The organism is Streptomyces sp. NPDC048504 (assembly GCF_043200035.1).
In the GTDB taxonomy this organism is placed as follows: Bacteria; Actinomycetota; Actinomycetes; order Streptomycetales; family Streptomycetaceae; genus Streptomyces.
The window spans coordinates 237,016-262,392 of the sequence record NZ_JBICXA010000002.1 but is presented as its reverse complement, the minus strand read 5'-3'; the positions used below and the strand labels follow the sequence as shown (position 1 = coordinate 262,392).

Genomic DNA, 25,377 nt, shown 5'->3' with positions numbered 1-25,377 from the left:
TTCAAGCTGCTGGACCCTGGGAACAAGACTTCAGGGCCCAGGAGTTCGGGTCCGAGGCCATGCTCCGAGACCCCTGAGCCAAGTCCCGACGCACATACCCCCCCCGGCGCCGGGACTCTCCCGAACCGGGCTTCGGCGCCTGTCCCCCCAGGCGCCGGGGCCCGGTTCTTCTCGCCTGCGGGGTGGACGGGGCGTCGGCATGCCGGGACGGCGGGGCACCCCGTACCTGAACCCCGGGGTGGCCCGCCGAATGGCAGATTGTGCCACAGCGGCATAGCCTGCCGATGTGAGCAGCCCCACCCCAGCACCGGATTCCAGCCCTGCTTCGACCTCCGGCTCCTCTGCCTCCTCCGTACCGCTCTCGCTGACCGAGCGGCGCAAGGCCGAGACCCGGATGGAGATCGCCCGGGCCGCTGCCGGACTCTTCGTGAGACACGGGCTGCGGGCCACCCGCGCCGAGGACATCGCCCAGAGCGCGGGCATCGCCCCCCGCACCTTCTACCGCTACTTCGCCACCAAGGAAGAGGCCGTCGCCCCGCTCTACGCGGCCGGCGCCCAGCGCTGGGTGGAGGCGGTCCGCGCGGCCCCGGCCGCCCTGTCGGTGCCGGAGGCCCTGGAACACGGGATCCGCTACACGCTGACCCCCGGGGTGGGCGTCTCCATCAACTCCTGGACCTGGGTACGCACGTTGATCGGCATGGCCGAATCCAGCCCCGCCCTGCGCCGGGTGTGGGCGGAGGTCTACCAGGCCTCGGAACGCACTCTGGGCGAGATCCTCGCGGAACGCCTCACCGCGGAACGCCTTCCCGAGGGCGACGACGCCGACACCGACCCGGCTCCGTCCGTGCTGTCCTCCGAGGTGCGCTTCGCCGCCGCCGTGGCAAGTGCCGCCGTGCGTACGGCTGTTGAGGGGTGGGCGTCCGGGGAAGCGGGTGCGGGTAAGGGTGCGAGTTCGGTGGCGGGGCCGGTGGAACTGGCGCTGCGGAATCTGCGGGCGCTGCGGGACTTTCCCTGGGGGGAACTGGGGACGGGACGGGGCACGGTGTGAGCTCCGCTCCCGTACCCGCCGAGGCTCACGCCCGCGGCCCGCCCGCACTGCCCGCCCGGCTCAACCGTTCCCCCAACTCCCTTACGGACCGCACCAGTTCCTCCGGTTCCTGCACCGTGAACTCGCACCCCAGCATGGCCAGCCGTACGGCCAGCCAGTCCACCGCGTCGCCGGTCGTGGCGCGCAGACGGCAGCTGTGCTCGTCGAGCGGTTCCGGGGTGCCGAGCCAGGACGGGATGCGGGCCGCGACGACGTCGGCGGGGGCGGCGAAGGTGACGGCGTACTCATACGTCTCCTGACGCCGGTGCATCGACTGCCGTAGGTACTCCGCCGCGCTTCCGGTCGGCAGCTCGCGCGGGGTGAACCGGGCCCCGGTGGCGAAGGGTTGGCTCACCCGGTCGACCCGGAACGTCCGCCAGTCCTCGCGGTCGAGGTCGTAGGCGACGAGGTACCAGCGCCGGCCGGTCGAGACGAGGCGGTAGGGCTCCGTCTGTCGGCGGGACTCGGTGCCGTCCTTGGCGCGGTAGGCGAAGCGCAGCCGCTCCCGGCCGGCCACCGTCGAGGCCATCACGGTCAGCGTCTCGGGGGCGATGCTCGCGCCGTCGCCACTGGTCAGCGGAGTGGTGGCGGCCTGGAGGGTGGCGACCCGGTGCCGCAGCCGCGAGGGCAGTACCTGTTCCAGCTTCGCCAGCGCCCGTACGGACGCCTCGTCCACGCCCTCCAGCGCGTGCCCGGCGCCCGCGCGCAGGCCGACCGCGATCGCCACCGCCTCCTCGTCGTCCAGCACCAGCGGGGGCATCGCCTTGCCCGCGACGAGCCGGTAGCCGCCGTCGGAGCCGAGCGTCGCCTGCACGGGGTAGCCGAGTTCGCGCAGCCGGTCGATGTCCCGCCGGACCGTGCGCCGGGAGACCCCGAGCCGGTCGGCCAGCTCGCCGCCGGGCCACTCGCGGGGCGTCTGGAGCAGTGAGAGGAGCTGGAGGAGCCGGGCCGGGGTGTCCGTCGTCATGAGTTCGAGGATGCCGTAGAACTAGGACATGATCTGACCTAATGGGGTCATAGCTTCAAGCCATGACTTCCACCGAAACCCTTGTCGACAGCCCAGCCCCCGTGGTTGCCGCGAGTGACCGGCGTCGCTGGTTCGCCCTCGCGATCGTGATGACCGCGGCCTTCATGGACCTCGTCGACGTCACGATCGTCAATGTCGCGATCCCGTCGATCCAGCGGGACGCGGGCGCCTCGTTCAGCCAGATCCAGTGGATCACGGCCGGTTACGCGCTCGCCTTCGCCGCCGGGCTGATCACCGGCGGGCGGCTCGGTGACATCCACGGCCGCAAGCGGCTGTTCCTCGTCGGGATCGGCGGCTTCACGCTCGCCTCCGCGCTGTGCGGCTTCGCCGCGAACCCGGAGATGCTGGTCGCCTCGCGCATCCTGCAGGGCGGGATGGCGGCGATGATGGTGCCGCAGGTGCTGTCGATCGTGCACGCGACCTTCCCGGCGCACGAACGGGGCAAGGTGTTCGGGCTGTTCGGCGCGATCGTCGGCCTGGGCGCGGTCTCGGGCCCGCTGCTCGGCGCGCTGCTCACGGAGTGGAATCTCTTCGGCCTGGAATGGCGCCCGATCTTCCTGATCAACCTGCCGGTGGGAATCGCCGGCCTGGTCCTCGGCAGCCGCTTCATCACGGAGTCCAAGGCGCCGCGCGCCCTGAAGCTGGACCTCGTCGGCGTCACCCTGGTCACGCTGGGCCTGCTGATGCTGCTCTATCCGCTCACCCGGGGCGACGAACTGGGCTGGCCCGCCTGGGGGTTCGTGTCGATGTCCGGCTCGATCGGTGTCTTCTCCGCACTGGTGGCGTACGAGAAGCGGAAGGCGTCGCGGGACGGTTCGCCGCTCGTCGAGCTGTCGCTGTTCGAGGTGAAGAGCTTCGCGGCGGGCATCGCCGTACAGACCGTCTTCGGGATCGGACTCGGCATCTTCTTCCTGGTCTGGACGCTGTACATGCAGATCGGGCTGGGCTGGAGCCCGCTGCGGGCGGGGCTGACCGGTGTGCCGTTCTCGATCGCGGTCTCGGTGGCGGCCGGGATGTCCGTGCAGAAGCTGGTGCCCCGGCTCGGCGGACGCAATGTGCTCCAGACCGGCGCGCTGGTGATGGCCGCGGGCGTGCTGCTCTACCTCTGGGAGGCGGACCGGTACCAACTGGCCATCGCCTCCTGGCAGATGGCGCTGCCGCTCGTCGTGATGGGCGCCGGCATGGGCCTGATCTTCGCCCCGCTGACCGACACGATCCTCTCCGAGGTGCCGCGCGAGCACGCGGGTTCGGCGTCCGGGCTCATCAACACCGTTCAGCAGATGGGCAATGCGCTGGGGCTGGGGTTGGTGTCGGTGGTCTTCTTCGGCTCGATCGGGGACCGGCTGACCCCCGCGGAGGTGGGGCCGGCGTTCGTCAACGCCTTCCAGAACGCGCTGGGTTGGGTGGCTGCGGTGATGTTCTCGATCTTCCTGCTGATGTTCGCGTTGCCGGGGCGGGCGGCGGGGCGGGCTGCCACGGAGGCGGCCGCGGAGAACGGGGCGGCCGCGGAGATGCCGACGCCTGCGGACAAGTCGGCTGTGCCGAGCGGGAGTTGACGCCGACCACCGCCCCACGAGATGTCGTACGACAGCCCCCCGCCCCGAGGCAGTACGGGGGCGGGGCGCTCGACGCAAACGACCGGGCGATGGCGTACGCCGGTGCGCGGGGGGAGGCGTACGCCGGGCGGTTCGGCGGCGCACTGCGGACCGAACGTCGTACTACGTACCCGAATGATCTGTTCTGTGCGGAACACGCCGACTTCGGGTGTCTCGTGTGCCCAACTGGCCTGCGCCACAAGAAAGCTGACAGTGCGTAAGGTGCGGGTGGGACGCGTGGGCCGGGCGTGTGCGGCGGGGGTGTCGGCGCGGCGCCGAGAGCGGTGACCTTATTTATTAGTCGACCTTTACGATGTGCGGCGGCGAACTCTTGATTTCCGTTCAGGATTCCGCCTCCCGCCCGGGCTCACCGCATTTCCTGTCGTCCTGGATTGCCTCAAGAAAAGGAATTGCTGCGACGGCTGCCAGTTAATCGGGCGGACCGGAGCGGCGCGCTCCGCTGGTTTTGTCGGGCGTGCTTCCGTTGGGCGGTGGAGTCGGCCGCCCGGGCTCGTGTTGGCGGAATCTGTTTACTCCTGATCGATGGCAGTCATTTGATAACGCTGTCATGTACCCGTGAGAGGCCTGAGCGCCTTGCTCTCGTGTGGATAAAGGGGACAAAAAACGCGGCCCGTCGAGGCGTCCCGACGGCGTGTGCGGAGAGGTGTGCTGTCGGTGACAATCCCCGCAGGAGGGGGTTTCGCCTGGCTATCCGCCGTCGGGGGCCCATTGTCGGCAGGCGGGGAGTGACCCAAACGGCGTCCGTGGTGTTTACTGGGCACCGGTCTGATCCTTGGTGGGTCCGGACCATTTCGGGAGGTCTCAGGGGTGGTGCCCTGGGGCCTCTCGTTTTTGCCGTCGGTTTGTGCGGACGTCATATCCCGGCTACCCGGGGAAGGGCTCGGTCGCACCTCTGGGAGGGTGCGGATAACCGGGGCGGCCGCGATCGACGTATGGGTAAAGGGCAATTTCTTTCCCCTCCAAATTACCCGTGATCTTCTGTAATAAAGCCCCACGGTCAGGGGTTCCCGAAACGATCTACATTCTCGACACGCGCCTTCGAAAACACGACTGGCTCTTGGCTCGTGGCGAGGGGTACGGTCTATCCCGCGCACTCTTTCCACCCGCTTCCACCCGCCGGGCCCCACCAGCCGGGCGGTGCCGTACCTCCCGGAACGTTCCGGACCCACCACCGGAACCCCGCTGACCAGCGGGGCTCCCCTGCGTAACCGCCAAGAGGATTGGACTGGATGAGCACCGTCAACGACGACGGCGGATTCCCGCTGTCGAGCCGCGGCTCCCGCGGCACCCTGCTCGTGACGCATCGTCACCACCGCGCGCCTCAGGGCGTGTACGCCGGTTCACGCGCCGTCACGGCCGCCGGTGCGGGGGAGTGAGCGTGCCCTCGACCGCCGACACCAACCGGCCGACCGACCTTCTCATGGGCCACGAGGAAAAGCCGGCGGGAAGCTTCCTGCGGCGCCTGTCGGCCGAGGACTGGCGCTTTCTGCTGGAGGACGATCTGCGGGGCCGCAGCTTCGGCCAGGACGAGTACCTGCCGATGGAGTCGGACGACCGGAACGTGTACATGATCTGGGACGGCGTCGTACGACAGGACCGCTTTCCGCTCGGCGACTGGGACGGTGCCCCCGCCGTCACCCGGTTCCGGGGCGCCGGCCAACTGGTCGGCGAGGCCAAACTCATCACCCCCGACTCCGCCGTCCGCACCCGGTGCCTGACCAGGACCGTGGTCATCCCCTGTCGCGCGCGCCGCTTCAACGTCCTGCTGAGCAACAGGCCCAGGATCAAACTCGCGCTCCTGCGCAGCCTTGAGGACCGCAACCGCAGCGACGAACTCGTCTACACCCTGACCACCCGGCCGCCCCTGGAGCGCACCAGTACCCTCCTGGCGCATCTCGCCGACACCGCGGGTTCCCCCGACCCCCGGACGGGCTCCACCACCATCACCGGCCCGGGTCAGAAGGACATCGCTGCCGCGCTCCAACTCGCTGTGTCCACAACGGAGAACGCGCTCCGCACCCTGCGCTACCACGGGATCGTCGAGGCCCGGTACCGCAAGTTCCTGGTCCATGACGTCGACGCGCTGCGCCACCTCGCCGCCGCGGCCTGACTCCGCCCGGCGCACCGTTCACCCTCCCCGCTCGCGCTTCATCCCCGAACGGATCACCGCATGATGACCAGCGCCTTCCTGGTGCCCGCCGCGTCCGCCCTTGCCGGGGCCTTCCTCGCCGTGCTGATGTACCGGCACCACAGGCAGGTCTTCGCCTGGACGCGGAAGATGCGCCGCAAGGACGAGACGAACACCGACTACGACAAGCCCGGCGTGTGGCTCGCCGACCTCTACGAGGCGCAGTGCGGCCTCGCCCAGAAGCCCTGTGTCGCCGAGGACTTCAAGGACATCGCCACGATCGGCAAGATGCTCGCGGGCATAGCAGATCACACCCCGGGCGTCCGGTTCGAGCTGACGAGGGTCGTCGAGAGCGTGCGGGGCTATGTCGCCACCGCCCTGCCCGCGCAAGGCCCGGCCGTACGCGTCGGCCTCCCGGAGCACCGCGCCCGGCTCGAACAGGCGATGCGCCAGGAGGCCGCCCGCGACGAACTGGCGCACGCCATCCTCGCCGCCGAGCAGCGGATCAAGGACCTGCGCCACGGCTGACCGCACACCGCAAGCGGCCCCAAAGAACACCGCGAGCAGCCCCAAAAAAGATCCCCTCTGCCCGTTCATGTCCACCTGATGCCCGAACCTGTTTACTTTCCGGAAATCCGGGCGTAGCCTCCGAGCGAAACCACAAGTTCGGGCAAAGGTCGGAGGCGAACGGACATGTACGCACCGGAGCGGCAGCAGGAGATCCTCCGGCTGGCCCGTGACGGCGGCCGGGTGGACGTGGTGTCGTTGGCCGAGGAGTTCCAGGTCACGGCGGAGACGATCCGCCGGGATCTGAAGGCCCTCGACCGCGCGGGACTCGTCCGCCGGGTGCACGGCGGTGCCATACCCGCCGGGCGGCTGGACTTCGAGCCGGATCTCGCCGAGCGCGAGTCGACGGCGGCCGACGAGAAGGACCGGATCGCCAAGGCGGCCCTCGCCGAGCTGCCGATGCAGGGCACGGTGATCCTCGACGCCGGTACGACGATCGCCCGCCTCGCGGGCATCATCCCGCTGGAGGCCGAGCTCACCGTCGTCACGCACTCCCTGCCCATCGCGGCCCGCCTCGCGGACCACCCGGGCATGCAGCTCCACCTCGTCGGGGGGCGCGTGCGGCACCGTACGCGCGCCGCCGTGGACGCATGGGCGCTGCGGGCGTACGGCGAGATCCGCGCCGACGTCGTGTTCGTCGCGGCCAACGGCTTCTCCGCCGGGCACGGGCTGACCACCCCCGACCTCGCCGAGGCCGCCGTCAAGCGCGCGGCGATGACCGCCGCCCGCCGCGTGGTGCTGCTCGCCGACTCCGCCAAGCACGGCCAGGAGCACTTCGCCCGCTTCGGCGCCCTGAGCGACGTGGACCTGCTGATCACCGACAGCGGGCTGAGCCCAGAAGACGCCACCGCCATGGAGCGCGGCGGCATGGAAGTAGTGCGCGCATGATCCTCACGGTCACCCCGAACCCGTCCCTCGACCGCACCTACGAGGTCCCCTCGCTGGACCGCGGCGAGGTCATACGGGCCACCGGCGAGCGCATGGACCCGGGTGGCAAGGGCGTCAACGTCTCCCGCGCGGTCGCCGCCGCGGGCCGCCGTACGGTCGCTGTCCTGCCGCTGGGCGGGGCGCCGGGCGCGCTGGTCGCGGACCTGCTCGACGCGCAGGGCATCGAGGTCGCGCCGGTCCCGGTCGCCGGGGCCACCCGGTCGAACATCGCCCTCGCCGAGGCGGACGGCGTCCTCACGAAGATCAACGCGCCCGGCCCCGAACTGACCGCAGCCGAACAGGAGTTGCTCCTGGAGACGGTCAGGCAGCAGTCCCGTGACGCCGACTGGATCGCCTGCTGCGGCAGCCTCCCGCGCGGCCTCGCGCCGTCCTGGTACGCCGAGTTGGTCGCCCGCGCGCACGCCGTCGGCGTCCGTATCGCCCTCGACACCTCCGGCCCCGCGCTCATCGAGGCCCTGCGCGAACGCCCGGACGTGGTGAAGCCCAACGCCGAGGAACTCGCGGAGGCCGTCTCCCGCCCCCTCGCCACCGTCGGCGACGCGGTCAAAGCGGCCGAAGAACTACGGGAGTTGGGCGCGGGCGCCGTCCTCGCCAGCCTCGGCGCGGACGGGCAGCTGCTCGTGGACGGCTCCGGTGCCTGGTACGGCAGCGCGCGCGTCGACGTCGTACGCAGCAATGTCGGTGCGGGGGACTCCTCGCTGGCCGGCTTCCTGATCGCCGGCGGCCACGGCCCGGAGGCCCTGGCCTCGGCGGTCGCCCACGGCGCGGCCGCTGTTCAGCTCCCCGGCAGCGTGATGCCCACCCCGGCCGACCTGGACCCGGCGGCGGTGACGGTCACGGCGGACGTCCCGGTGGACCGCGTCCTGACGGAGCCGGTGACATGAGTGCGCCCATGGTCTCTACGACCGCTCACCCCCGCTCCCCGTTAACTGCCGCCCCCTTCCGGCAGTCCCGTAGTACCCCCGTCCCCGTCCCCACCCCCGCCCACGGCAGTCCCCGGGCGATACGCGTGCGAAGGAGCCCGCGATGAGTGAGATGATCACCGCGGACCTGGTCGACCTCGACCTGTCCGCCGATACCAAAGAGGCGGCGGCACGTGCCCTCGCCGAGCGCATGGTCGCCCAGGGCCGGGTCACCGACCTCGACGGCTTCCTCGCCGACGTTGCCGCCCGCGAGGCGCAGATGCCGACCGGCCTGGACGGCGGCATCGGCATCCCGCACTGCCGCAGCGAGTACGTCACCGAGCCGTCGCTCGCCTTCGGCCGCAGCGCCGAGGGCGTCGACTTCGGCGCCCCCGACGGCCCCGCCGACCTGATCTTCCTGATCGCCGCGCCCGCCGGGGCCGACGACGCCCACCTGACGATCCTCTCCGCCCTGGCCCGCCAGCTCATGAACGCAGAGTTCACCTCCGCCCTGCGCTCGGTGGGCGACGCGGAGAGCGCGGCGGCCCTGATCCGCGGCGACGAGACCCCCGCGCCGAGCACCCCCGAAAACTCCGCCGCGACGCCGGTGGCGGCCTCCGCCGGCGCCGCGGCGGGCAGTTCCACGGCAGATGTTTCTACGGCCGCCACGGACGCCGGCGCCGACGAGCAGCCGTTCCGTATCGTCGCCGTCACCTCCTGCCCGACCGGCATCGCGCACACCTACATGGCGGCCGAGGCGCTGGAGAACGCGGGCCGTGACGCCGGTGTCGAACTCGTCGTGGAGCCGCAGGGTTCGGCCGGTTTCACCCGGCTCGACCCGGCGGTGATCGCGGCGGCGGACGCCGTGATCTTCGCCCACGACGTGCCCGTGCGGGAGAAGGAGCGCTTCGCCGGCAAGCCGACCGTCGACGTCGGCGTGAAGGCGGGCATCAACCGTCCCGCCGAGCTGATCACCGAGGTCCGCGGCAAGGCGGAGCGCGGCGAGGTCGCCGGCGGATCCGCGCCGACGCCGGTCGAGCGCGGCGGTGAGGCGGGCGAGGGCTACGGCTCCAAGCTCCGCAAGTGGCTGATGTCCGGCGTCAGTTACATGGTCCCGTTCGTCGCGGCGGGCGGTCTGCTGATCGCCCTCGGCTTCGCGATCGGCGGCTACGAGATCAAGTCCGCGCCCTCCGTCATGCAGCACTTCGTGTGGACGCAGACCGACAGCTGGGCTGCGCTGATGTTCCAGATCGGCGCCGTCGCCTTCGGCTTCCTGGTCCCGGTGCTGGCCGGCTACATCGCCTACGGCATGGCGGACCGGCCCGGTCTGGTGCCCGGCTTCGTCGGCGGCATGATCGCCTCCACCATCAACGCGGGCTTCCTCGGCGGTCTCGCCGCTGGTCTGATCGCCGGTGGTGTGGTGCTGGCGATCCAGAAGGTGAAGATCCCCAAGGCGGTGCGCGGGATCATGCCGGTGGTGGTGATCCCACTGATCTCCACGGCGATCGTCGGGTTCCTGATGTTCGTGGTCATCGGGAAACCGATCGCCTCGGCGCAGAAGGGCATGACCGACTGGCTCAACGGCCTCAGCGGTTCGAACGCGATCCTGCTGGGTGCCCTGCTCGGCCTGATGATGTGCTTCGACCTCGGCGGCCCGGTCAACAAGGTCGCGTACACCTTCGCCACGGCGGGTATCGCGGTCTCCAACCCGAGCGACTCCGCGATGAAGATCATGGCCGCGGTGATGGCGGCCGGCATGGTCCCGCCGCTGGCGATGGCCCTGGCCACGACCGTGCGCGGCAAGCTCTTCACCGAGACCGAGCGCGAGAACGGCAAGGCCGCCTGGGTGCTGGGCGCCTCGTTCATCTCCGAGGGCGCGATCCCGTTCGCGGCGGCCGACCCGCTGCGGGTCATCCCGTCCGCGATGGTGGGCGGCGCGATCACCGGCTCCCTGTCGATGGCCTTCGGCGCGACCCTGCGGGCCCCGCACGGCGGCATCTTCGTGGTCCCGCTGATCGGCCACGCGTTCCTCTACCTGATCGCCATCGCGGTCGGTATGTGCGTCACGGCGGCCCTGGTCGTCGTACTGAAGGGCATGCGCAAGTCGCCTGCGGGCAGCGCGGCCCCCGGAGCACCGGAGGACATATCCGCCCCTACGGCGGACACGAAGCAGCCGGTCGCCGCCTAGGCTCTTTCCGGCCTCGTTGGGCCTCTTTTGGGCCATGGTGAGGTGTTCACGGCAACTGCGAGATACGTCACGGTCCGGGACCACGGTCCCGGACCGTGGTGTCTACTGGAACGCATGCCTGAGCACGTCTCGATCCTCCAGCTGACCGGTGTGGCCGTTCTCGCCCTGGCGACCGTCGCCTGGGTGTTCGGCCTGACGCGCGTCCTGCGCCGCTCCCTCGTGGAGCCCACCACGTGGCACGCGGCCCACCCGCTCCACGGCCTCCCGAACCAGCGCCACACCGCTCCGCACGTGGAGTCCGTCGAACTGACCCCGGCGGAGCGGGACGCTTTCGCGGGTCTGGTACGACAGCTCAGCGACGGGCGTTGAAGCCTTCCCCGTTCAGGAAAGCTGTGCCGCCCGGCGCTCCATCGCGTCGCGGGCCGCGTCCTCGCTGACGTACACCTCGCACATGTGACGGCCGTCCGGCGTCGCCGTGTGCTCGACCTCCCACAGGGAGATCTCCGCGCCGTCCTGCAGCAGGAACGCGTGCTCGTAGAGCGAGAAGCACAGCGCCGCACGGCCCGCTCGGAACGGGCGGCCGAAGGCCTGCGTGATCTGGTGCGCGAACGCCGTCTCCAGCAGCGCGGACGTCTCCTCGTCCGGCCGGTCCACGTTCTCCGCCCGGCGCAGTAAACGGCGCGCGTGATCCGCGGAGTCGTCCGCCAGATACGTGTGCCGGGGCTCCGGGATCGGTGACAGCTGCACCAGCACCGGCAGTTCGAAGTCCGGGGTGTCCGGCGGCAGCGGCAGACGCGCGGTCGCGACGCGCAGCTCGTCCTCGTCGACGTACACCTCGTGCTGGGTCTCGTGGCCCAGCACGGTGTTGTGGACGAGCTCCCACAGGGTGAGCGCGGAGCCGTCGGGGAGCAGCCAGGTGTGCCGGTACGTCTCCCGGTGCAGGCCGGCGCTGTGGTGTGCGGAGTGCAGCGAACTGTCGTGCGCCAGCGCGCAGTCGAGACGCCGTATCGTCTCGTCCGGCAACTCGAAGGAGTTCAGGGCACGGCCGAGGAGCCGCGCGAGGTGCTCCTCCGGAGACTCGGGCGACTCGGGTTGTTCGTACGCTGCCGTGTCGTACGGAACGCTCAAGGCTTCTCCCGGCGTTGCTGCATGTCACCTTGTGGGTGCATACCGTAGCCCCTCGGTCGGACATCATTCCTGTGAACCGAGAAAACGTATGCCCGGAAAACGCGCGGGCCGCGCGAGATGTTCCCGCGCGGCCCGATGTTCCGTCAAAACCCGCCGGTCAGGCGGCACTTCCGGCGGTCCACTCGCTCCACGCCATGTTCCAGCCGTTGAGCCCGTTGTCCGGGGCGACCGTCTTGTCGGGGGAGTTCTTCACGATGACGACGTCGCCGATGAGCGAGTTGTCGTAGAACCACGCGGCGTTCGTCGCACCCTGCGCGCCCTGTACGTCCGCGAGCCCGACACAGCCGTGGCTGGTGCCCGTCTGGCCGAAGGGCGGGTTGGACTTGTTGTACCAGTAGTTGCCGTGGATGAACGTCCCCGACGACGTCAGGCGCATCGCGTGCGGCACGTCCGGGATGTCGTACTCCCCGCCCAGGCCGACCGTCTGGCTGTTCATCCGGGTCTGGGTGAACTTCTCGGAGATCACCATCTGCCCGTTGTACGTGGTGTGTTCGGGGCTGCCGGAGGAGATCGGCAGCGACTTGAGGGTCTGGCCGTCCCGTACGACCGTCATGGTCTGCGTGTTGACGTCGACCGTGGACACCTGCGAACGGCCGATGGTGAAGCTCACGGTCTTCTTCTGCACGCCGTAGACCCCGTTCGCGCCCTGCACGCCGTCCAGGTCTATCTTCATCGTGACCTTGGAACCGGCCTTCCAGTAGTCCTGCGGCCGGAAGTCGAGCCGCTGCGCGCCGAACCAGTGCCCCACGACCTGCTGCCCGCTGCTGGACGTCACCGTGATGTGCGACTGCACGGCCTTCTTGTCGCTGATCACCTTGTCGAAGTTGAACGACACCGGCATCCCGACACCGACCGTCGTCCCGTTGTCCGGGGTGTACGTCCCGATGAAGCTGTTGCTCGAAGTGACGGTGGTGAAGATGGAGTTGGCCGCGGCGGTCTTGCCGCTGGAGTCCTTGGCGGTGGCCGATATCTGGTACTTGGTCCCGCGCTCCAACTGCTCCTTGGGCTTCCAGGAGCTCCCGTTCGCGGATATCGCACCGTCCACGGCCTGCCCTGACCCCGCGACCGTCATCTTCACCTCGGTCAGCGTGCCGTCGCTGACCTGCACGCCGGTGGAGTTGATGGACGCGTTCGTCGCGCCGTCCTTGGCGGAGATGGTGATCTTCGCGGTGGACGTCCTGGCGGTCGCCTTGCTGCCGCCCTTGCTGTCGGTGTTGGCGTCCGCGCTGGCGTTGCCACCACACGCGCTGAGGGTGAGGGTGCCGACCACCAGGGCGGCGATGGCCCCCAGTACGCGCCGCGCTGCTATGTCCGGCGTTGTCACGGGCTGCTCCAGGTTCGTGGTGAGGTACGTGATGCGTGATGCGTGATCCGCTGCGATGCGTGGACAAAGAGGGGCCGCGGCCCCGCGTGGGTTCCCTGCGTTCTTCATGAACGCCGTCCGGTGACAGAACCGGGACATATGCGGGGCGGGGGGCGAGGGGTGAGAGAGCTGGAGGCGGGGATGGGTGGCCAGGTAGGGATCCCTTGCCTGAACTGTGCTGCCGACCGGTGTGGCGGGGGCGCGTTCGCGTCTCGCCAGCACGCCGGGTGGGCTTAGCGGCCAACGGTGGGTGGGTGGTTGCTGGAAGCTGGGGGTAAATCTAACCACTGTAACTGATCTGACTGGTTAGAGATGATCCCAGCCTCCAGAGGTGGCAGGGGCGGAGCAGGGAGTGAGGTGAGCGCGGGGTGTCTGTCGCTGCGGGGTGTCTACCGTCTCCCGTACAGCTCCTCGTACGACGGCCATGTTCCGCCCGGTCCGTCCACCGGCTCGGCGGCGCGTAGCGCGCGCACGATTGCGCGGGTTACGACGTCCGCGCCGGCCGCCAGGACGGCGTTGAGGGCTAGGGGGTTCTCGGCGTCCAGCGGGCGGGAGCCGGTGGCGAGCGTGAATACCGTGTCCCCGTCGTTCAGCAGGTGCACCGGACGTACGGCGCGCGCGATGCCGTCGTGTGCCGTGCCGGCCAGCTTCTGGGCCTGCGCCTTGGTGAGTTCGGCGTCCGTGGCGACCACCGCGAGCGTGGTGTTCAGCGGGGGAGGCGCGTTCTTCGCGGCGGCCTCGGCGAGGCGCAGTTGCGCGGCCTCGTGGACGTGCGGCTCGGGATACTCCACCCGCCCCCGGAACAACTCCCCGTACAGCACGCCTGTTTCGGGATCCGTCGCCGACCCCGCCGCGTTGGCCACCACCAGCGCCGCCACTGTGATCCCCGAATCCAGCACGACACTCGCGGTCCCGACCCCGCCCTTCAACTGCCCGACCGCCGCCCCCGTACCGGCGCCCACACACCCCTCGCGCACCCGCACCCCGGGCCCGCTGATCGCGGCAGCCTCTACGGCGGCCCGCCCGGTGGCCGCGTCCGGCCTGGCCCGGAAGGCACCGCCCCGCCCCAGGTCGAAGACACAGGCCGCGGGCACCACCGGTACGACGTGCGCCGGATCCGCGCCGACCCGCACCCCGCGCCCCTGCTCCTCCAGCCAGGCCATCACCCCGGACGCGGCGTCGAGCCCGTACGCGCTGCCACCGGTGAGCACGATCGCGTCGACCCGCTGCACCAGGTTCCGCGGATCGAGCGCGTCGGTCTCCTTGGTGCCGGGCCCGCCGCCCCGCACATCCACGGCGGCCACCGCCCCGCCCTCCGGCGCGAGTACGACGGTGGTCCCGGTGAGCCAACCGTCCCCCGACCGCGTCGCATGCCCCACCCGCACCCCGGCCACATCCGTCAACGCGTCAACTGTCATGCGGCTCAGTCTCGCCCAGCGTCCGGTTGATTCGGGGACTGTCGGCGCGGTGCGCGCCGGTGATCCGGGGATAGCCAGCCCGGCTTGGGCCACTGTTCTCGTGGGGGTCGGCTGAGCTTCGGCGACTGTTCCGGTGGCGGCCTGCCCGGTGGGTCGGGTGGGCGGTGGCGACTGGCCCAGCGGGTGTGGGCGTTGCCGTGCCGGTCGGTCCAGCGGGCGCGGCTGATCCGGGGGTGGCCGGTTCGGTACGCGCCGCTGAGCCAGGGGCAGTTGGGCCCGTGCGCTTGGCTGATCCGACGGCGGTCGGCCGAGTGCGGGTGGGCCTTGCGGGGGCGGTCGGTCCAGTGCGTGCGGCTGTTGCCGTGCCGGTCCGTCCAGGGCCTGTGGCCGTTGCAGCGGCGGCCGATTCAGCACGCGTGGCCCTTTGGGCGGCGGCCGACCCAGCGCGCGTAGCCGTTGCCGTGCCGGTCCGTTCAGCGTGCCCGGCCGGGCCAGTGGCCGTCAGTCCACCGGTGCCGTCGCCTCGGCCCCGCTCTCCCCGGTGGCAGCCATCCGTGCCGTGAGCGTCACCCCGACCGCCACCGTCAGCGCCGACACCAGCCCCGCCCCGAGCACCGCCCACTGCCCCAGGAACGTGCAGCAGATCACCAGCAACGCGGCCACGGGGAGCACCAGTTGCTGGGTGATACCCACCTTGTAGTGGCGGGCGTGGAGCGCCCAGACGGTGAGCAGGTACAGCGCCGTCGGCAGGGTCACCGCGGCGGACGCCGCCAGCGTGGAGATGTGCGCCTTGCCGACCGCCTGTGTGACCGCCACCTCCAGGCCCGAGCCGATCGTGGCCGCCGAGGCGAAGATCAGGTAGTGGCCGTAACCCCACAGGAACGCCTGCTGGTTGGAGCGAAGGTGCCCGTGGATCGGCACCACGAAGTAGATCCACCAGGCGGCGAACACGATCAACAGGCCGCCCGCCGCGATGGGCAGCAACTCGCCCAGCGCGTCGTTCTCGTCCACCCCCGACTTCACGGCGACCGTCGCCGCCGCGATCGTCTCGCCCAGCACGATGATCGTGAACAGCCCGTACCGCTCGGCGATGTGGTGCGGATGCCAGTGCGTCGTGTAGTCCTTCTCCGCGTAGAGCGGCACGCACAGCTCCGCGATCACCATCACCAGGAACACCCACCCGCGCGCGTGCTCCGGCAGGACCACCAGCCCCAGCCAGCCGACCAGGCAGAGGAGTACGCCACCCGCGTACCGCAGGGCCATCGTCCGCTCCGGGCCCCGGGCCGCCCGCGCCGCCCGCAGCCACTGCGCGGCCATCGCCAGCCGCATGATCAGGTAGCCGAGCCAGACGACCACATAGTCGTGCTGGTCGAAGGCCCGCGAGACCCCGGCCGCGAGGACCAGGACGCCGGCGATCTGCACCAGGGTGACGACCCGGTACAGCACGTCGTCGTTGTCGTAGGCCGAGGAGAACCAGGAGAAATTCATCCAGGCCCACCAGATCGAGAAGAACTGCATCGCGTAGTTCAGGACCCCCTCGCCCGCATGCCCCTCCGCGACGGCGTGCGCCAGCTGGAGGCCCGCCTGGGCGATGGCCACGACGAAACACAGGTCGAAGAACAGCTCCAGCGGCGAGGCGACCCGGTGCGGCTCGTCCCGGCCCCGGGCGGTGAGCGGGCGCAGGGGTCGTAGGGGTCTTAGGGGGCGCTGGGGACTGTGAGTCTCGGACGTCATGGGGCCAAGCACAGCAGATAACGTCCGCCGGGGGCCGTACCCTAGAGACATGAGTACCGCCCCCGCACCCGAGCCGCGCGATCCCAAGCCCGCGCTGGTCTTCGACGACCCGCTGAGCCGGCCGTCCTCGGACGACACGGACCGCGGGTGGGGCGAGCGGCCCGAGGGCGACAGCGCGGCCGACCTGAAGCGCTTCCTCGACGAGAAGCCGCCCCACCACATCTGAGCCGTCGGCCACGCTAGAGCCGCCGGTCGCCCCAGCGCCGTCGGCTACGGCTCCCGGTGCCCCTCGCCGCGCTGCGCGACCAGCGCGTCGCGGATCTCCTTGAGCACCTCCAGCTCGGTGATCTCGATGACCTCCTGCGTGCCCTCCTTGGCCTTGCGCTGGGCCTCCGCCCGGGCCAGGTACTTCGACATCGGCAGGACCATCAGGAAGTAGACGACCGCCGCGGTGATCACGAAGCTGAGGGCGGCTCCCAGCACGGAGCCCCACATCAGCTGGATGCCCTTGTCGCCCGAGCAACTGCTGCTCAGGCACGAGCTGTAGGTGTCCAGGTTCTGTGTGCCGATCGCCCCGACGAGCGGGTTGATGATGCCCTTCACCACCGAGTTGACGATGTTCGTGAAGGCGGCGCCGATAACGACCGCGACTGCCAGATCGACGACGTTCCCGCGCATCAGGAAGGCCTTGAAGCCCTGCCAGACGCCCGGTTCCTTCTTCTTCTCGCTCAACTCGGAGCCTCTTCTCGCACGTGCAGGGGGTGGAACCAACAGCTCCGCAACCTACGTCAAGGCACGGCCGCCCTGTCCAATTCAGTAACTCGAACGAGGGACTTGACAGCAAGTCGCCGAGGCGCCGAAAGGCATGGTTCACCCCACGGACCACCCCACGGACCAACCGACCGATCAACACATCGTCACCGCCAACCGTGCCGTGGCGCTCGCGCCGGCCAGCCGCGCCGCCGTGGAGCGCGGCACCGACAGCACCACCAACGCCCCGCCGCCGTCCGCCACTTCGAGCGGCTCGGGCACCTTCGTCACCCGCGCCCCGCGCGCGACCACGTGAGCGTCACCGCCCGCCGCCGACTCCTCGGCGGCGATCACATCGACCCGGTCACCGGCCCGCAGCAGCCGGACCGTGCCGGCGTCGGCGATCCGCACCGGCGCCGACACCCACTCGACCGCCCGGCGCTGCCGTACCGGATCGATCACCGGATGCCCGCGAGGCCGCTCGCTGTGCCGCGCCTCCGCCGCGTCACGCGGACCTGCTGCCACGAGCGCGGCCGCGGTCAGCGCCAGCCCGGCGGCCACGGCCCGCCTCCGATGCCGTAGCAGTCGGCGCAGTTGATAGCGCCCGCCGCGCACCCGCACCGGTGCGAAGTGCGGCACCTCGCATGTGGGCGGAGCGTCGGTGCCCAACGGGCGCGGAAAGAAATCCGTACCCGACGGGCCCGTGAAGGAGAGCGGGGAGGGAGGGGAGAGGGACATGGGGACCACCACCTGCGACGAGGGATCGGCTTGCGGTCCCCACGATGCGGCAATCCGCCGAGGCCTGCCGGAGCCCGTGTGTTACCGGCCGGTTGTGGACAACTCCCTCACTCGAACGGGAAGTTCCGCAGCTCCGGCCCTCTCCGAATCCCCAGCCGCGGCGGCTGCCGCGGCTACGGCAGTTCGAAGCCCGGGTCCATCCCGCCCAGCGCCTTGGCGCACAGGCAGTCCCGCGCCCCGGTCTCCGGCAGCGCGGCCACCGTGTCGAACAGCACGCCCCGCAGCCGGTCCACGTTGGCCGCGAACACCCGCAGGACCTCGTCGTGGGAGACGCCCTCGCCGGTCTCGGCGCCCGCGTCGAGATCGGTGACCAGGGTCAACGAGGAGTAGCAGAGCTCCAGTTCACGCGCGAGCGCCGCCTCGGGGTGGCCGGTCATGCCGACCACCGACCAGCCCTGCGCCTGGTGCCACAACGACTCGGCGCGGGTCGAGAAGCGCGGGCCCTCGACGACCACGAGCGTGCCACCGTCCACCGGCTCCCAGTCCCGCCCGCGCGCAGCCTTCAGCGCGGCCGCCCGGCCGGTCGGGCAGTAGGGGTCGGCCAGGGACACGTGCACCACGTTCGGCACCGCGCCGCCGGGCAGCGGGAGTCCGTCGAAGTACGTGCCCGTCCGGGACTTCGTACGGTCCACCAGCTGGTCCGGCACCAGCAGCGTGCCCGGCCCGTACTCGGGGCGCAGCCCGCCCACCGCGCACGGGCCGAGGACCTGGCGCACGCCGACGGAGCGCAACGCCCAGAGGTTGGCCCGGTAGTTGATGCGGTGCGGCGGCAGATGGTGGCCGCGCCCGTGCCGGGGCAGGAACGCGACCCGCCGGCCGGCGATCTCGCCGAGGAAGAGGGAGTCGCTGGGCGGTCCGTAGGGGGTGTCCACCTGGATCTCGGTCACGTCGTCGAGGAACGAGTAGAACCCGGAGCCACCGATTACGCCGATCTCTGCGTTCGCCATGGCCAGCACCCTAGCCGCCGTCGAAAAGCCACAGGAACGGATGGGGGAACCGGCTCCGGAAACGCCGAAGACCCTGTCGTCGTACGACGACAGGGTCCCGCGGAAAAGTCCTACGCGGCGGAGCTGTTACTGCTGGACGAGGAGCCCGAGCTCGACGACTTCGAGTCCGAGGAGGACGACGAGGTCGAGGGGGCGGACGGCTTCGAGTCCGAGGACGTCGACGGCTTCGGGGTGGCCGGCGAGCTGCTCGACGAGGAGCCGCGGCTGTCGTTCCGGTAGAAACCGGAGCCCTTGAAGACAATGCCGACCGCGGAGTACACCTTCTTCAGGCGGCCACCGCAATTGGGGCACTCGGTCAGGGCGTCATCGGTGAACTTCTGCACCGCCTCAAGGCCCTCGCCGCACTCGGTGCACTGATACTGGTAGGTCGGCACTGTTGTCTTCCTCCTGGCACTCTCACTCAATGAGTGCTAACGAGCGTCCATAGTGACGTATTCCCGGGGATCAGTCCACTGCCACCGGCACGCGGTGACCGACGCCACGTGCCACGGTGCGGCTGTGGGGCCGGGTCGCCAGGTGCGACCGGAGGGCCACCAGGGTCCCCAGGGCGAGCACCGTACCGGCCATCGGGACCAGGAAACCGGCGCCGCCCCACAGGCGGTCCTCCAACTGTCCGGCGACCGTGACGGCGGCGGCCTGGCCGAGGGCGACCGCGCCGGTCAGCCAGGTGAAGGCCTCGGTGCGGGCGCCGGCCGGGACGAGCCCCTCGACCAGCGTGTAGCCGGTGATCAGGGCGGGGGCGATGCACATGCCGACCAGGAGACCGAGGCCGGCCAGCAGCAGTACGGAGTGGGCGGTCCACAGGGCGGACGCGGTCAGCGCGAGCGCCGCGTAGCCGACCAGGAGGCGGCGCTGCGGGGCGACCTTCCAGGCGACGGCACCGCAGACGATCCCGGAGAGCATGTTGCCGGCGGCGAACGTGCCGTAGAGGACGCCGTTCAGGCCGGGTTCGCCGATCGACTCGGTGTAGGCGGCCAGGGAGACCTGCATGCCGCCGAAGACGGAACCGATGCCCAGGAAGGTCACGATCAGCACGCGCACCCCGGGGATGCCCAGTGCGGAAACGTGCTCCACGCGTGCGTGCCCGATGAGCGCCGCCTTGGGCTGGGTGCTCTTCTGGGCGGCGAACAGCAGGCCGCCGATCAGGGTGAGCCCCGCCTCCGTGATCAGGCCCGCGGCCGGGTTCACGGTGGTGCACAGGGCGGTCGCCAGGAGGGGACCGAAGACGAAGGTCAGCTCGTCCGTGACGGACTCGAAGGCCGCGGCGGTGCTGAGCAGCGGGGAGTCCTGGAGCTTGACGCCCCAGCGGGCACGCACCATGGGGCCGATCTGCGGCACAGAGGCGCCGGTCGGTACGGCCGCCACGAACAGCGCCCACAGAGGCGCGTGGCCGAGCGCGAGCGCCGTGAACGTCAGGCCCGACAGGGTGTGCACCAGTACGCCGGGGAGCAGGACGGCCCGCTGTCCGTGCCGGTCGGCCAGCCGTCCGCTGTAGGGCGCGAACAGGGCCATGGAGACGCCGGTGACGGCCGCGGCGGCGCCGGCCGCGCCGTAGGAGCCGGTGGTGTGCTGCACGAGCAGCACGATGGAGATGGTGAGCATCGCGAACGGCTGGCGTGCCGCGAAGCCGGGGAGCAGGAACGTCCAGGCGCCACGCGTGCGCAGCAACTGTCCATATCCCGGGCGGGAGGTGACCGTGGATGCCACGGCCCGTGCCTTTCTGCCACCTGGTGGCGCGCCCCGTGCGGAGGGCGCCGAGCACTGTCCTCTTGCGCGGAACTGCGGTAGATACCGGTGCCCACGCGGAGAGGGATTCGGCCGCCATACGGTCGCGCCAGCACTGCGTCAGGCAGAGTTGGTTCGATCAGAATGTGCCTTCATCATACAGGCGATGGGACCCGCTGGGCCTGTGAAAGCGGGCACCATGCGCGCGTTCACCTGTGATTGGTGAACATGTGAATCGTACGAAACGTGCCCTTAACGACCGGCTCCGGCGCCGTCCGTGCCCAGCCACCCCGCCAGCTTGCCGCCGTGGCCCACCGCGCGCAGCCGCCGTTCCGCCGCGTCGCGGACGGGGTCCGTGGCGACCACGAGGAGTTCGTCGCCGCGTCGCAGGACCGTCGAGGGGAGCGGGACAAACGATTTTCCGTCGCGTACGACGAGGGTGACCGCGGCCCCGGCCGGCAGCCTCAGTTCGTTGACCTCGACGCCGTGCATCTTCGACTCCCCGGGGATCGCGACGGACAGCAGATGCCCGCGCAGCCGCTCCAGGGGCGCCGATTCGATGCCGAGGTCGGCGGCCTCGGCCCCCTCGCCCAGCTTCAGCTTGCGGGCCAGCCAGGGCAGCGTCGGCCCCTGGACGAGGGTGTAGACGACGACCAGGACGAAGACGATGTTGAAGATGCGGCGGCTGCCTTCGACGCCGTTCACCATGGGGATCGTCGCCAGGATGATGGGCACGGCGCCGCGCAGCCCGGCCCAGGACATGAGGGTCTGCTCCTGCCAGGGCACCCGGAACGGCGAGAGGCTCACCACCACGCCGAGTGGCCGGGCCACCATTGTCAGCACCAGGCCGATGAGGAGCGCGGGCCAGACGTCGTCACCCAGCTCGTGCGGGGTGACGAGCAGGCCGAGCAGGACGAACATGCCGATCTGCGCGATCCAGCCGAGCCCCTCGGCGAAACCGCGCGTGGCGGGCCAGTGGGGCAGCTTGGCGTTGCCGAGCACCATCGAGGCGAGATAGACCGCCAGGAAGCCGCTGCCGTGCGCCAGGGCGCCCGCCGCGTAGGCGGTGACCGCGATCGCCATGACGGCGATCGGGTAGAGGCCGGAGGCGGGCAGCGCCACGTGCCGCATGCCCCAGGAGCCGAGCCATCCCACCGCGATGCCCATGGCCGCGCCGATGGCCAGCTCCAGGGCTATCTCGGCCACCAGCACGTACCAGTGCTCGACCGGGCCGGCCGTGGAGAAGGCGACGACCAGGATGACCACCGGGGCGTCGTTGAAGCCGGACTCCGCCTCCAATGTGCCCGTCACGCGCGCGGGGAGGGGGATCCGGCGCAGCACGGAGAAGACCGCCGCCGCATCCGTCGAGGACACCACCGCCCCGATGATGAACGCCTGCCGCCAGTCCAGGCCGACCAGATAGTGCGCGCCCGCCGCCGTGACGCCGACGCTCACCGCCACCCCCGCCAGTGCCAGTGTGGCCGCGGAGGACAGGACCGGCCCGACCTCCTTCCACTTCGTGCCGAGGCCGCCCTCGGCCAGGATCACGACCAGGGCCGCGTACCCGATGACCTGGGTCAGCTCGGCGTTGTCGAAGTGGATGTCGCCGACGCCGTCCTGGCCCATGGCGACGCCGATCCCCAGGTACACGAGCAGGCTGGGGAGCCCGCTGCGCGAGGAGATCCGGACCGCCGCGACGGCGACGAGCAGGACGAGCGAGCAGACGAGCAGCAGCTGGTCGAGGTGGTGGACAGTCAGTGGCCTTCCCTTCCTCGGCTGACGCGCGTACGGAGCGGCAGCACCTGTACAGGGGACGCGAGGCTGCGGCGCCATGCATCCAAGTACTTCGTTACCTTACCTAACTCTTGACGCTTTCTTGACACTTCGCGAGGCAAGATCGAACTCCCGTCCGCGTCGGTACCCGACTCCGCGTCAAGTCGCTCGGGACCCTGCGCCTATGGTTGCTCCAGCGCTCAGTCAAAAGCACAGCCCGCCCTGCCGCTCGCGTTAGGACAGCAAGGACAGCGATGCCCCCCAACACCACCGCCTCATCGGGTCATAAGCCCGGCAAGTCCGGCAGGAAAAAGGGGCGCAAAGCCCGTGTACTGGTGCTTGTTCTGGTAATGGCCATCATCGGGGGCATCGCCTACGGCGCGTACTGGTCGATCAGCACGGTCCGTGCCTCGCTTCCGCAGACCACGGGCTCGATCACGCTCGACGGCCTGTCGGGGCCCGTCGACGTCAAGCGCGACAGCTACGGAATCCCGCAGATCTACGCGTCCTCCGACGCGGACCTGTTCATGGCGCAGGGCTACGTGCAGGCGCAGGACCGGTTCTACGAGATGGACGTGCGCCGGCACATGACCGCCGGGCGGCTGTCCGAGATGTTCGGCAAGAGCCAGGTGAAGGACGACGAATTCCTGCGCACCCTGGGCTGGGGCCGGGTGGCTCAGAAGGAGTACGACACCAAGCTGTCGGCCTCCACGAAGAAGTACCTCCAGGCGTACGCCAAGGGAGTCAACGCCTATCTCCAGGGCAAGGACGGCAAGGACATCTCCCTGGAGTACGCGGCACTCGGCTTCAAGAACGACTACAAGCCCCAGAAGTGGACCCCGGTCGACTCGGTCGCGTGGCTCAAGGCGATGGCCTGGGACCTGCGCGGCAACATGCAGGACGAGATCGACCGCGCCCTGATGACCAGCCGTCTCGGCCCCCAGCAGATCGCGGACCTGTACCCGGAGTATCCGTACAGCCGCAACCAGCCGATCGTCACCGAGGGCGAGTACGACGAGTACACCAAGACCTTCGACGGCGGTGACAGCTCCTCCAGCACGTCCACGAGCGGCACGACGGGCTCGACGTCGTCCTCGTCCGGTTCGGCCCTCACGAGCCAGCTGGCGGGCCTCTCGAACGTCCTGGACGACCTCCCGACGGCCGTCGGCGTGAACGGCCAGGGCATCGGCTCCAACTCCTGGGTCGTCGCCGGGAAGAACACCATCACCGGCAAGCCCCTCCTGGCCAACGACCCGCACCTGGAAGCCTCGCTGCCGTCCGTCTGGTACCAGATGGGCCTGCACTGCCGCGCGATCTCCAGCAAGTGCCAGTACGACGTCAGCGGCTACACCTTCGCGGGCATGCCCGGCGTCGTCATCGGCCACAACCAGGACATCGCGTGGGGCATGACCAACTCCGGGGTCGACGTCACCGACCTCTACCTGGAGAAGCTCTCCGGCGACGGCTACCTGTCCGACGGCACCACGAAGCCCTTCACGACCCGCACGGAGACCATCAAGGTCGCCGGCGGCGCGTCCAAGAAGATCGTCGTCCGGGAGACCAACAACGGACCGCTGGTGTCCGACCGCGACGACGAACTCGTGAAGGTCGGCAAGAAGGCCACCGTCGACACCGCGGCACCCGACAGAGGCGACGGCTACGGCATCTCCCTGCGCTGGACCGCCGAGGACCCGGGCAACACCATGGACGCCGTCTTCGCCATCGACAAGGCGTCCGACTGGAGCGAGTTCCGCTCCGCGTCCGCGCAGTTCGACGTGCCCTCGCAGAACCTCGTCTACGCCGACACCAAGAACAACATCGGCTACACGCTGCCCGGCAAGATCCCCACGCGCGGGAAGGGCGACGGCTCGCTGCCGGTGCCCGGCTGGGACTCCAAGTACGACTGGACCGGCTACATCCCGCAGGCCGCCCTGCCGTACGAGTACAACCCGAAGCGCGGCTACATCGTCACCGCCAACCAGGCCGTGATCGACAAGGACAAGTACCCGTACACGCTCACCACGGACTGGGGCTACGGCACGCGCAGTCAGCGCATCACCGATCTGATCCAGTCGAAGATCGACGGCGGCGGGAAGATCTCCACCGACGACATGCGGCAGATGCAGCTCGACGACAGCAGCGAGATCGCCAAGCTGCTCGTGCCCAAGCTGCTGAAGATCGACGAGCCCGACCCGGACGTGCGCGAGGCGCAGAAGCTCCTGGAGGGCTGGGACTACACCCAGGACGCCGATTCGGCTGCGGCCGCCTATTTCAACTCGGTGTGGCGCAACATCCTCAAGCTCGCGTTCGGCAACAAGCTGCCCAAGGAGCTGCGGGTCGAGGGCCAGTGCCTGTTCGTCTCGCCGGTCGACACCACCGGTCCCGCCGACGAGGACAACCAGAAGGTGCGCGAGTGCGGCGAGCGTGACGCCGACCAGGCCCAACCGGACGGCGGCGACCGCTGGTTCGAGGTCGTCCGCAAGCTCATGGACGACCCCACCAGCGACTGGTGGAAGACCCCCAAGTCGTTCAACCGCCCGGGTGCGAGCAACATGAACCAGCTGTTCAAGCGCGCCATGATCGACGCCCGCTGGGAGCTGACCGCCAAGCTCGGCAAGGACATCGACACCTGGAGCTGGGGCCGGCTGCACCGCCTGTTCCTGAAGAACCAGACCCTGGGGGTCGATGGCCCCGCTATCGTCCAGTACGCCCTCAACCGCGGCCCCTGGAAGCTCAGCGGCGGCGAGGCCACGGTCAACGCGACCGGCTGGAACGCGGCAGGCGGCTACGGAGTCGTCTGGGTGCCGTCGATGCGCATGGTGGTCAACCTGGACGACTTCGACAAGTCCAAGTGGATCAACCTCACCGGAGCCTCCGGGCACGCCTTCAGCGCGCACTACACCGACCAGACCAGCAAGTGGGTCGACGGCGAGCTGCTGCCCTGGTCGTTCTCGTCCAAGGCGGTCGACGGCAGCACGAGCGACACCCTGGTGCTGAAACCGTGACGCGTTGAACTACCGAACACCCCTGAAGTGGGGGGGGGGGGCCGGGGGGGGGGGGGGGGGGGGGGGCGGGCCCCCGCCCCCCCCCCCCCCCCCCCCCCCCCCCCCCCCCCCCCCCCCCCCCCGGCGGCGCCCCCCCCCCCCCAGCCGGGGGCG

General features: G+C 70.2%; 22 protein-coding genes. 11 read left to right on the top strand and 11 right to left on the bottom strand.

The window, feature by feature from the left end:
* Positions 1–286: 286 nt before the first annotated feature.
* Complete coding sequence (locus ACGFY9_RS05435) at positions 287–1,048, top strand: TetR/AcrR family transcriptional regulator (RefSeq protein ID WP_393752206.1); 762 nt, start codon at positions 287–289, stop codon at positions 1,046–1,048.
* A 25-nt stretch (positions 1,049–1,073) separates the two neighbouring features.
* Here the strand turns inward: ACGFY9_RS05435 and ACGFY9_RS05430 are convergent, their stop codons facing one another.
* The gene (locus ACGFY9_RS05430) at positions 1,074–2,054 is read right to left on the bottom strand and encodes a helix-turn-helix transcriptional regulator (RefSeq protein WP_393752204.1); all 981 of its coding nucleotides are present in this window, start codon (positions 2,052–2,054) and stop codon (positions 1,074–1,076) included.
* A gap of 62 nt (positions 2,055–2,116) precedes the next feature.
* Here ACGFY9_RS05430 and ACGFY9_RS05425 point away from each other — a divergent pair, with 62 nt between their 5' ends.
* The 8 genes from ACGFY9_RS05425 to ACGFY9_RS05390 all read left to right on the top strand — a co-directional run bounded on the left by ACGFY9_RS05425 (position 2,117) and on the right by ACGFY9_RS05390 (position 10,832).
* Entirely contained in the window at positions 2,117–3,670 is a 1,554-nt protein-coding gene (locus ACGFY9_RS05425; RefSeq protein WP_393752202.1) for an MFS transporter, read from the top strand.
* Between the two features lie 1,289 nt (positions 3,671–4,959).
* Complete coding sequence (locus ACGFY9_RS05420; RefSeq protein ID WP_393752200.1) at positions 4,960–5,106, top strand: hypothetical protein; 147 nt, start codon at positions 4,960–4,962, stop codon at positions 5,104–5,106.
* A gap of 2 nt (positions 5,107–5,108) precedes the next feature.
* Positions 5,109–5,840, top strand: coding sequence for a Crp/Fnr family transcriptional regulator (locus ACGFY9_RS05415; RefSeq protein WP_393752198.1), 732 nt, complete (start codon positions 5,109–5,111; stop codon positions 5,838–5,840).
* Between the two features lie 60 nt (positions 5,841–5,900).
* Positions 5,901–6,386 (top strand): hypothetical protein, encoded by a 486-nt coding sequence (locus ACGFY9_RS05410; RefSeq protein WP_393752196.1) that lies wholly within the window; start codon positions 5,901–5,903, stop codon positions 6,384–6,386.
* A gap of 165 nt (positions 6,387–6,551) precedes the next feature.
* Positions 6,552–7,313: a DeoR/GlpR family DNA-binding transcription regulator gene (locus ACGFY9_RS05405; RefSeq protein WP_393752194.1), complete on the top strand. Its 762-nt coding sequence runs from the start codon at positions 6,552–6,554 to the stop codon at positions 7,311–7,313.
* The gene (pfkB, locus tag ACGFY9_RS05400) at positions 7,310–8,257 is read left to right on the top strand and encodes a 1-phosphofructokinase (protein WP_393752192.1); all 948 of its coding nucleotides are present in this window, start codon (positions 7,310–7,312) and stop codon (positions 8,255–8,257) included. The genes ACGFY9_RS05405 and pfkB overlap by 4 nt, the downstream gene beginning before the upstream one ends.
* Positions 8,258–8,399: 142 nt before the next feature.
* Entirely contained in the window at positions 8,400–10,463 is a 2,064-nt protein-coding gene (locus ACGFY9_RS05395) for a fructose-specific PTS transporter subunit EIIC (protein WP_393752190.1), read from the top strand.
* 114 nt (positions 10,464–10,577) lie between these two features.
* On the top strand, positions 10,578–10,832 hold the full coding sequence (locus ACGFY9_RS05390) for a hypothetical protein (RefSeq protein WP_393752188.1): 255 nt from the start codon (positions 10,578–10,580) through the stop codon (positions 10,830–10,832).
* A 12-nt stretch (positions 10,833–10,844) separates the two neighbouring features.
* Here the strand turns inward: ACGFY9_RS05390 and ACGFY9_RS05385 are convergent, their stop codons facing one another.
* The 4 genes from ACGFY9_RS05385 to ACGFY9_RS05370 all read right to left on the bottom strand — a co-directional run bounded on the left by ACGFY9_RS05385 (position 10,845) and on the right by ACGFY9_RS05370 (position 16,166).
* The gene (locus ACGFY9_RS05385; RefSeq protein WP_393752186.1) at positions 10,845–11,591 is read right to left on the bottom strand and encodes a DUF6227 family protein; all 747 of its coding nucleotides are present in this window, start codon (positions 11,589–11,591) and stop codon (positions 10,845–10,847) included.
* Positions 11,592–11,748: 157 nt separating this feature from the next.
* Positions 11,749–12,975, bottom strand: coding sequence for an Ig-like domain-containing protein (locus ACGFY9_RS05380; protein WP_393752184.1), 1,227 nt, complete (start codon positions 12,973–12,975; stop codon positions 11,749–11,751).
* Between the two features lie 428 nt (positions 12,976–13,403).
* Positions 13,404–14,432 carry a P1 family peptidase gene (locus ACGFY9_RS05375; protein WP_393752182.1) on the bottom strand — a complete coding sequence of 343 codons (1,029 nt, stop codon included), beginning with the start codon at positions 14,430–14,432 and terminating at the stop codon, positions 13,404–13,406.
* A 501-nt stretch (positions 14,433–14,933) separates the two neighbouring features.
* Positions 14,934–16,166 carry a low temperature requirement protein A gene (locus ACGFY9_RS05370; RefSeq protein WP_393752180.1) on the bottom strand — a complete coding sequence of 411 codons (1,233 nt, stop codon included), beginning with the start codon at positions 16,164–16,166 and terminating at the stop codon, positions 14,934–14,936.
* 49 nt (positions 16,167–16,215) lie between these two features.
* On the opposite strand from ACGFY9_RS05370, the gene ACGFY9_RS05365 reads away from it, so the two are divergent.
* Entirely contained in the window at positions 16,216–16,392 is a 177-nt protein-coding gene (locus tag ACGFY9_RS05365; RefSeq protein WP_366496909.1) for a hypothetical protein, read from the top strand.
* 44 nt (positions 16,393–16,436) lie between these two features.
* On the opposite strand, the gene mscL is transcribed toward ACGFY9_RS05365, so the two are convergent.
* From mscL to ACGFY9_RS05335, 6 genes are all read right to left on the bottom strand, one after another.
* Complete coding sequence (mscL, locus tag ACGFY9_RS05360) at positions 16,437–16,898, bottom strand: large conductance mechanosensitive channel protein MscL (protein WP_033285674.1); 462 nt, start codon at positions 16,896–16,898, stop codon at positions 16,437–16,439.
* A 174-nt stretch (positions 16,899–17,072) separates the two neighbouring features.
* The gene (locus tag ACGFY9_RS05355; RefSeq protein ID WP_393752177.1) at positions 17,073–17,654 is read right to left on the bottom strand and encodes a hypothetical protein; all 582 of its coding nucleotides are present in this window, start codon (positions 17,652–17,654) and stop codon (positions 17,073–17,075) included.
* A 173-nt stretch (positions 17,655–17,827) separates the two neighbouring features.
* Positions 17,828–18,661, bottom strand: coding sequence for an S-methyl-5'-thioadenosine phosphorylase (locus tag ACGFY9_RS05350; protein WP_393752175.1), 834 nt, complete (start codon positions 18,659–18,661; stop codon positions 17,828–17,830).
* A 110-nt stretch (positions 18,662–18,771) separates the two neighbouring features.
* Positions 18,772–19,095, bottom strand: coding sequence for an FmdB family zinc ribbon protein (locus tag ACGFY9_RS05345; RefSeq protein WP_033285671.1), 324 nt, complete (start codon positions 19,093–19,095; stop codon positions 18,772–18,774).
* Between the two features lie 70 nt (positions 19,096–19,165).
* Entirely contained in the window at positions 19,166–20,428 is a 1,263-nt protein-coding gene (locus ACGFY9_RS05340; RefSeq protein ID WP_393752174.1) for an MFS transporter, read from the bottom strand.
* 270 nt (positions 20,429–20,698) lie between these two features.
* Positions 20,699–22,279 (bottom strand): potassium/proton antiporter, encoded by a 1,581-nt coding sequence (locus tag ACGFY9_RS05335; RefSeq protein WP_393752172.1) that lies wholly within the window; start codon positions 22,277–22,279, stop codon positions 20,699–20,701.
* 194 nt (positions 22,280–22,473) lie between these two features.
* On the opposite strand from ACGFY9_RS05335, the gene ACGFY9_RS05330 reads away from it, so the two are divergent.
* Entirely contained in the window at positions 22,474–25,224 is a 2,751-nt protein-coding gene (locus ACGFY9_RS05330) for a penicillin acylase family protein (protein WP_393752170.1), read from the top strand.
* The last annotated feature ends 153 nt before the right edge of the window (positions 25,225–25,377 follow it).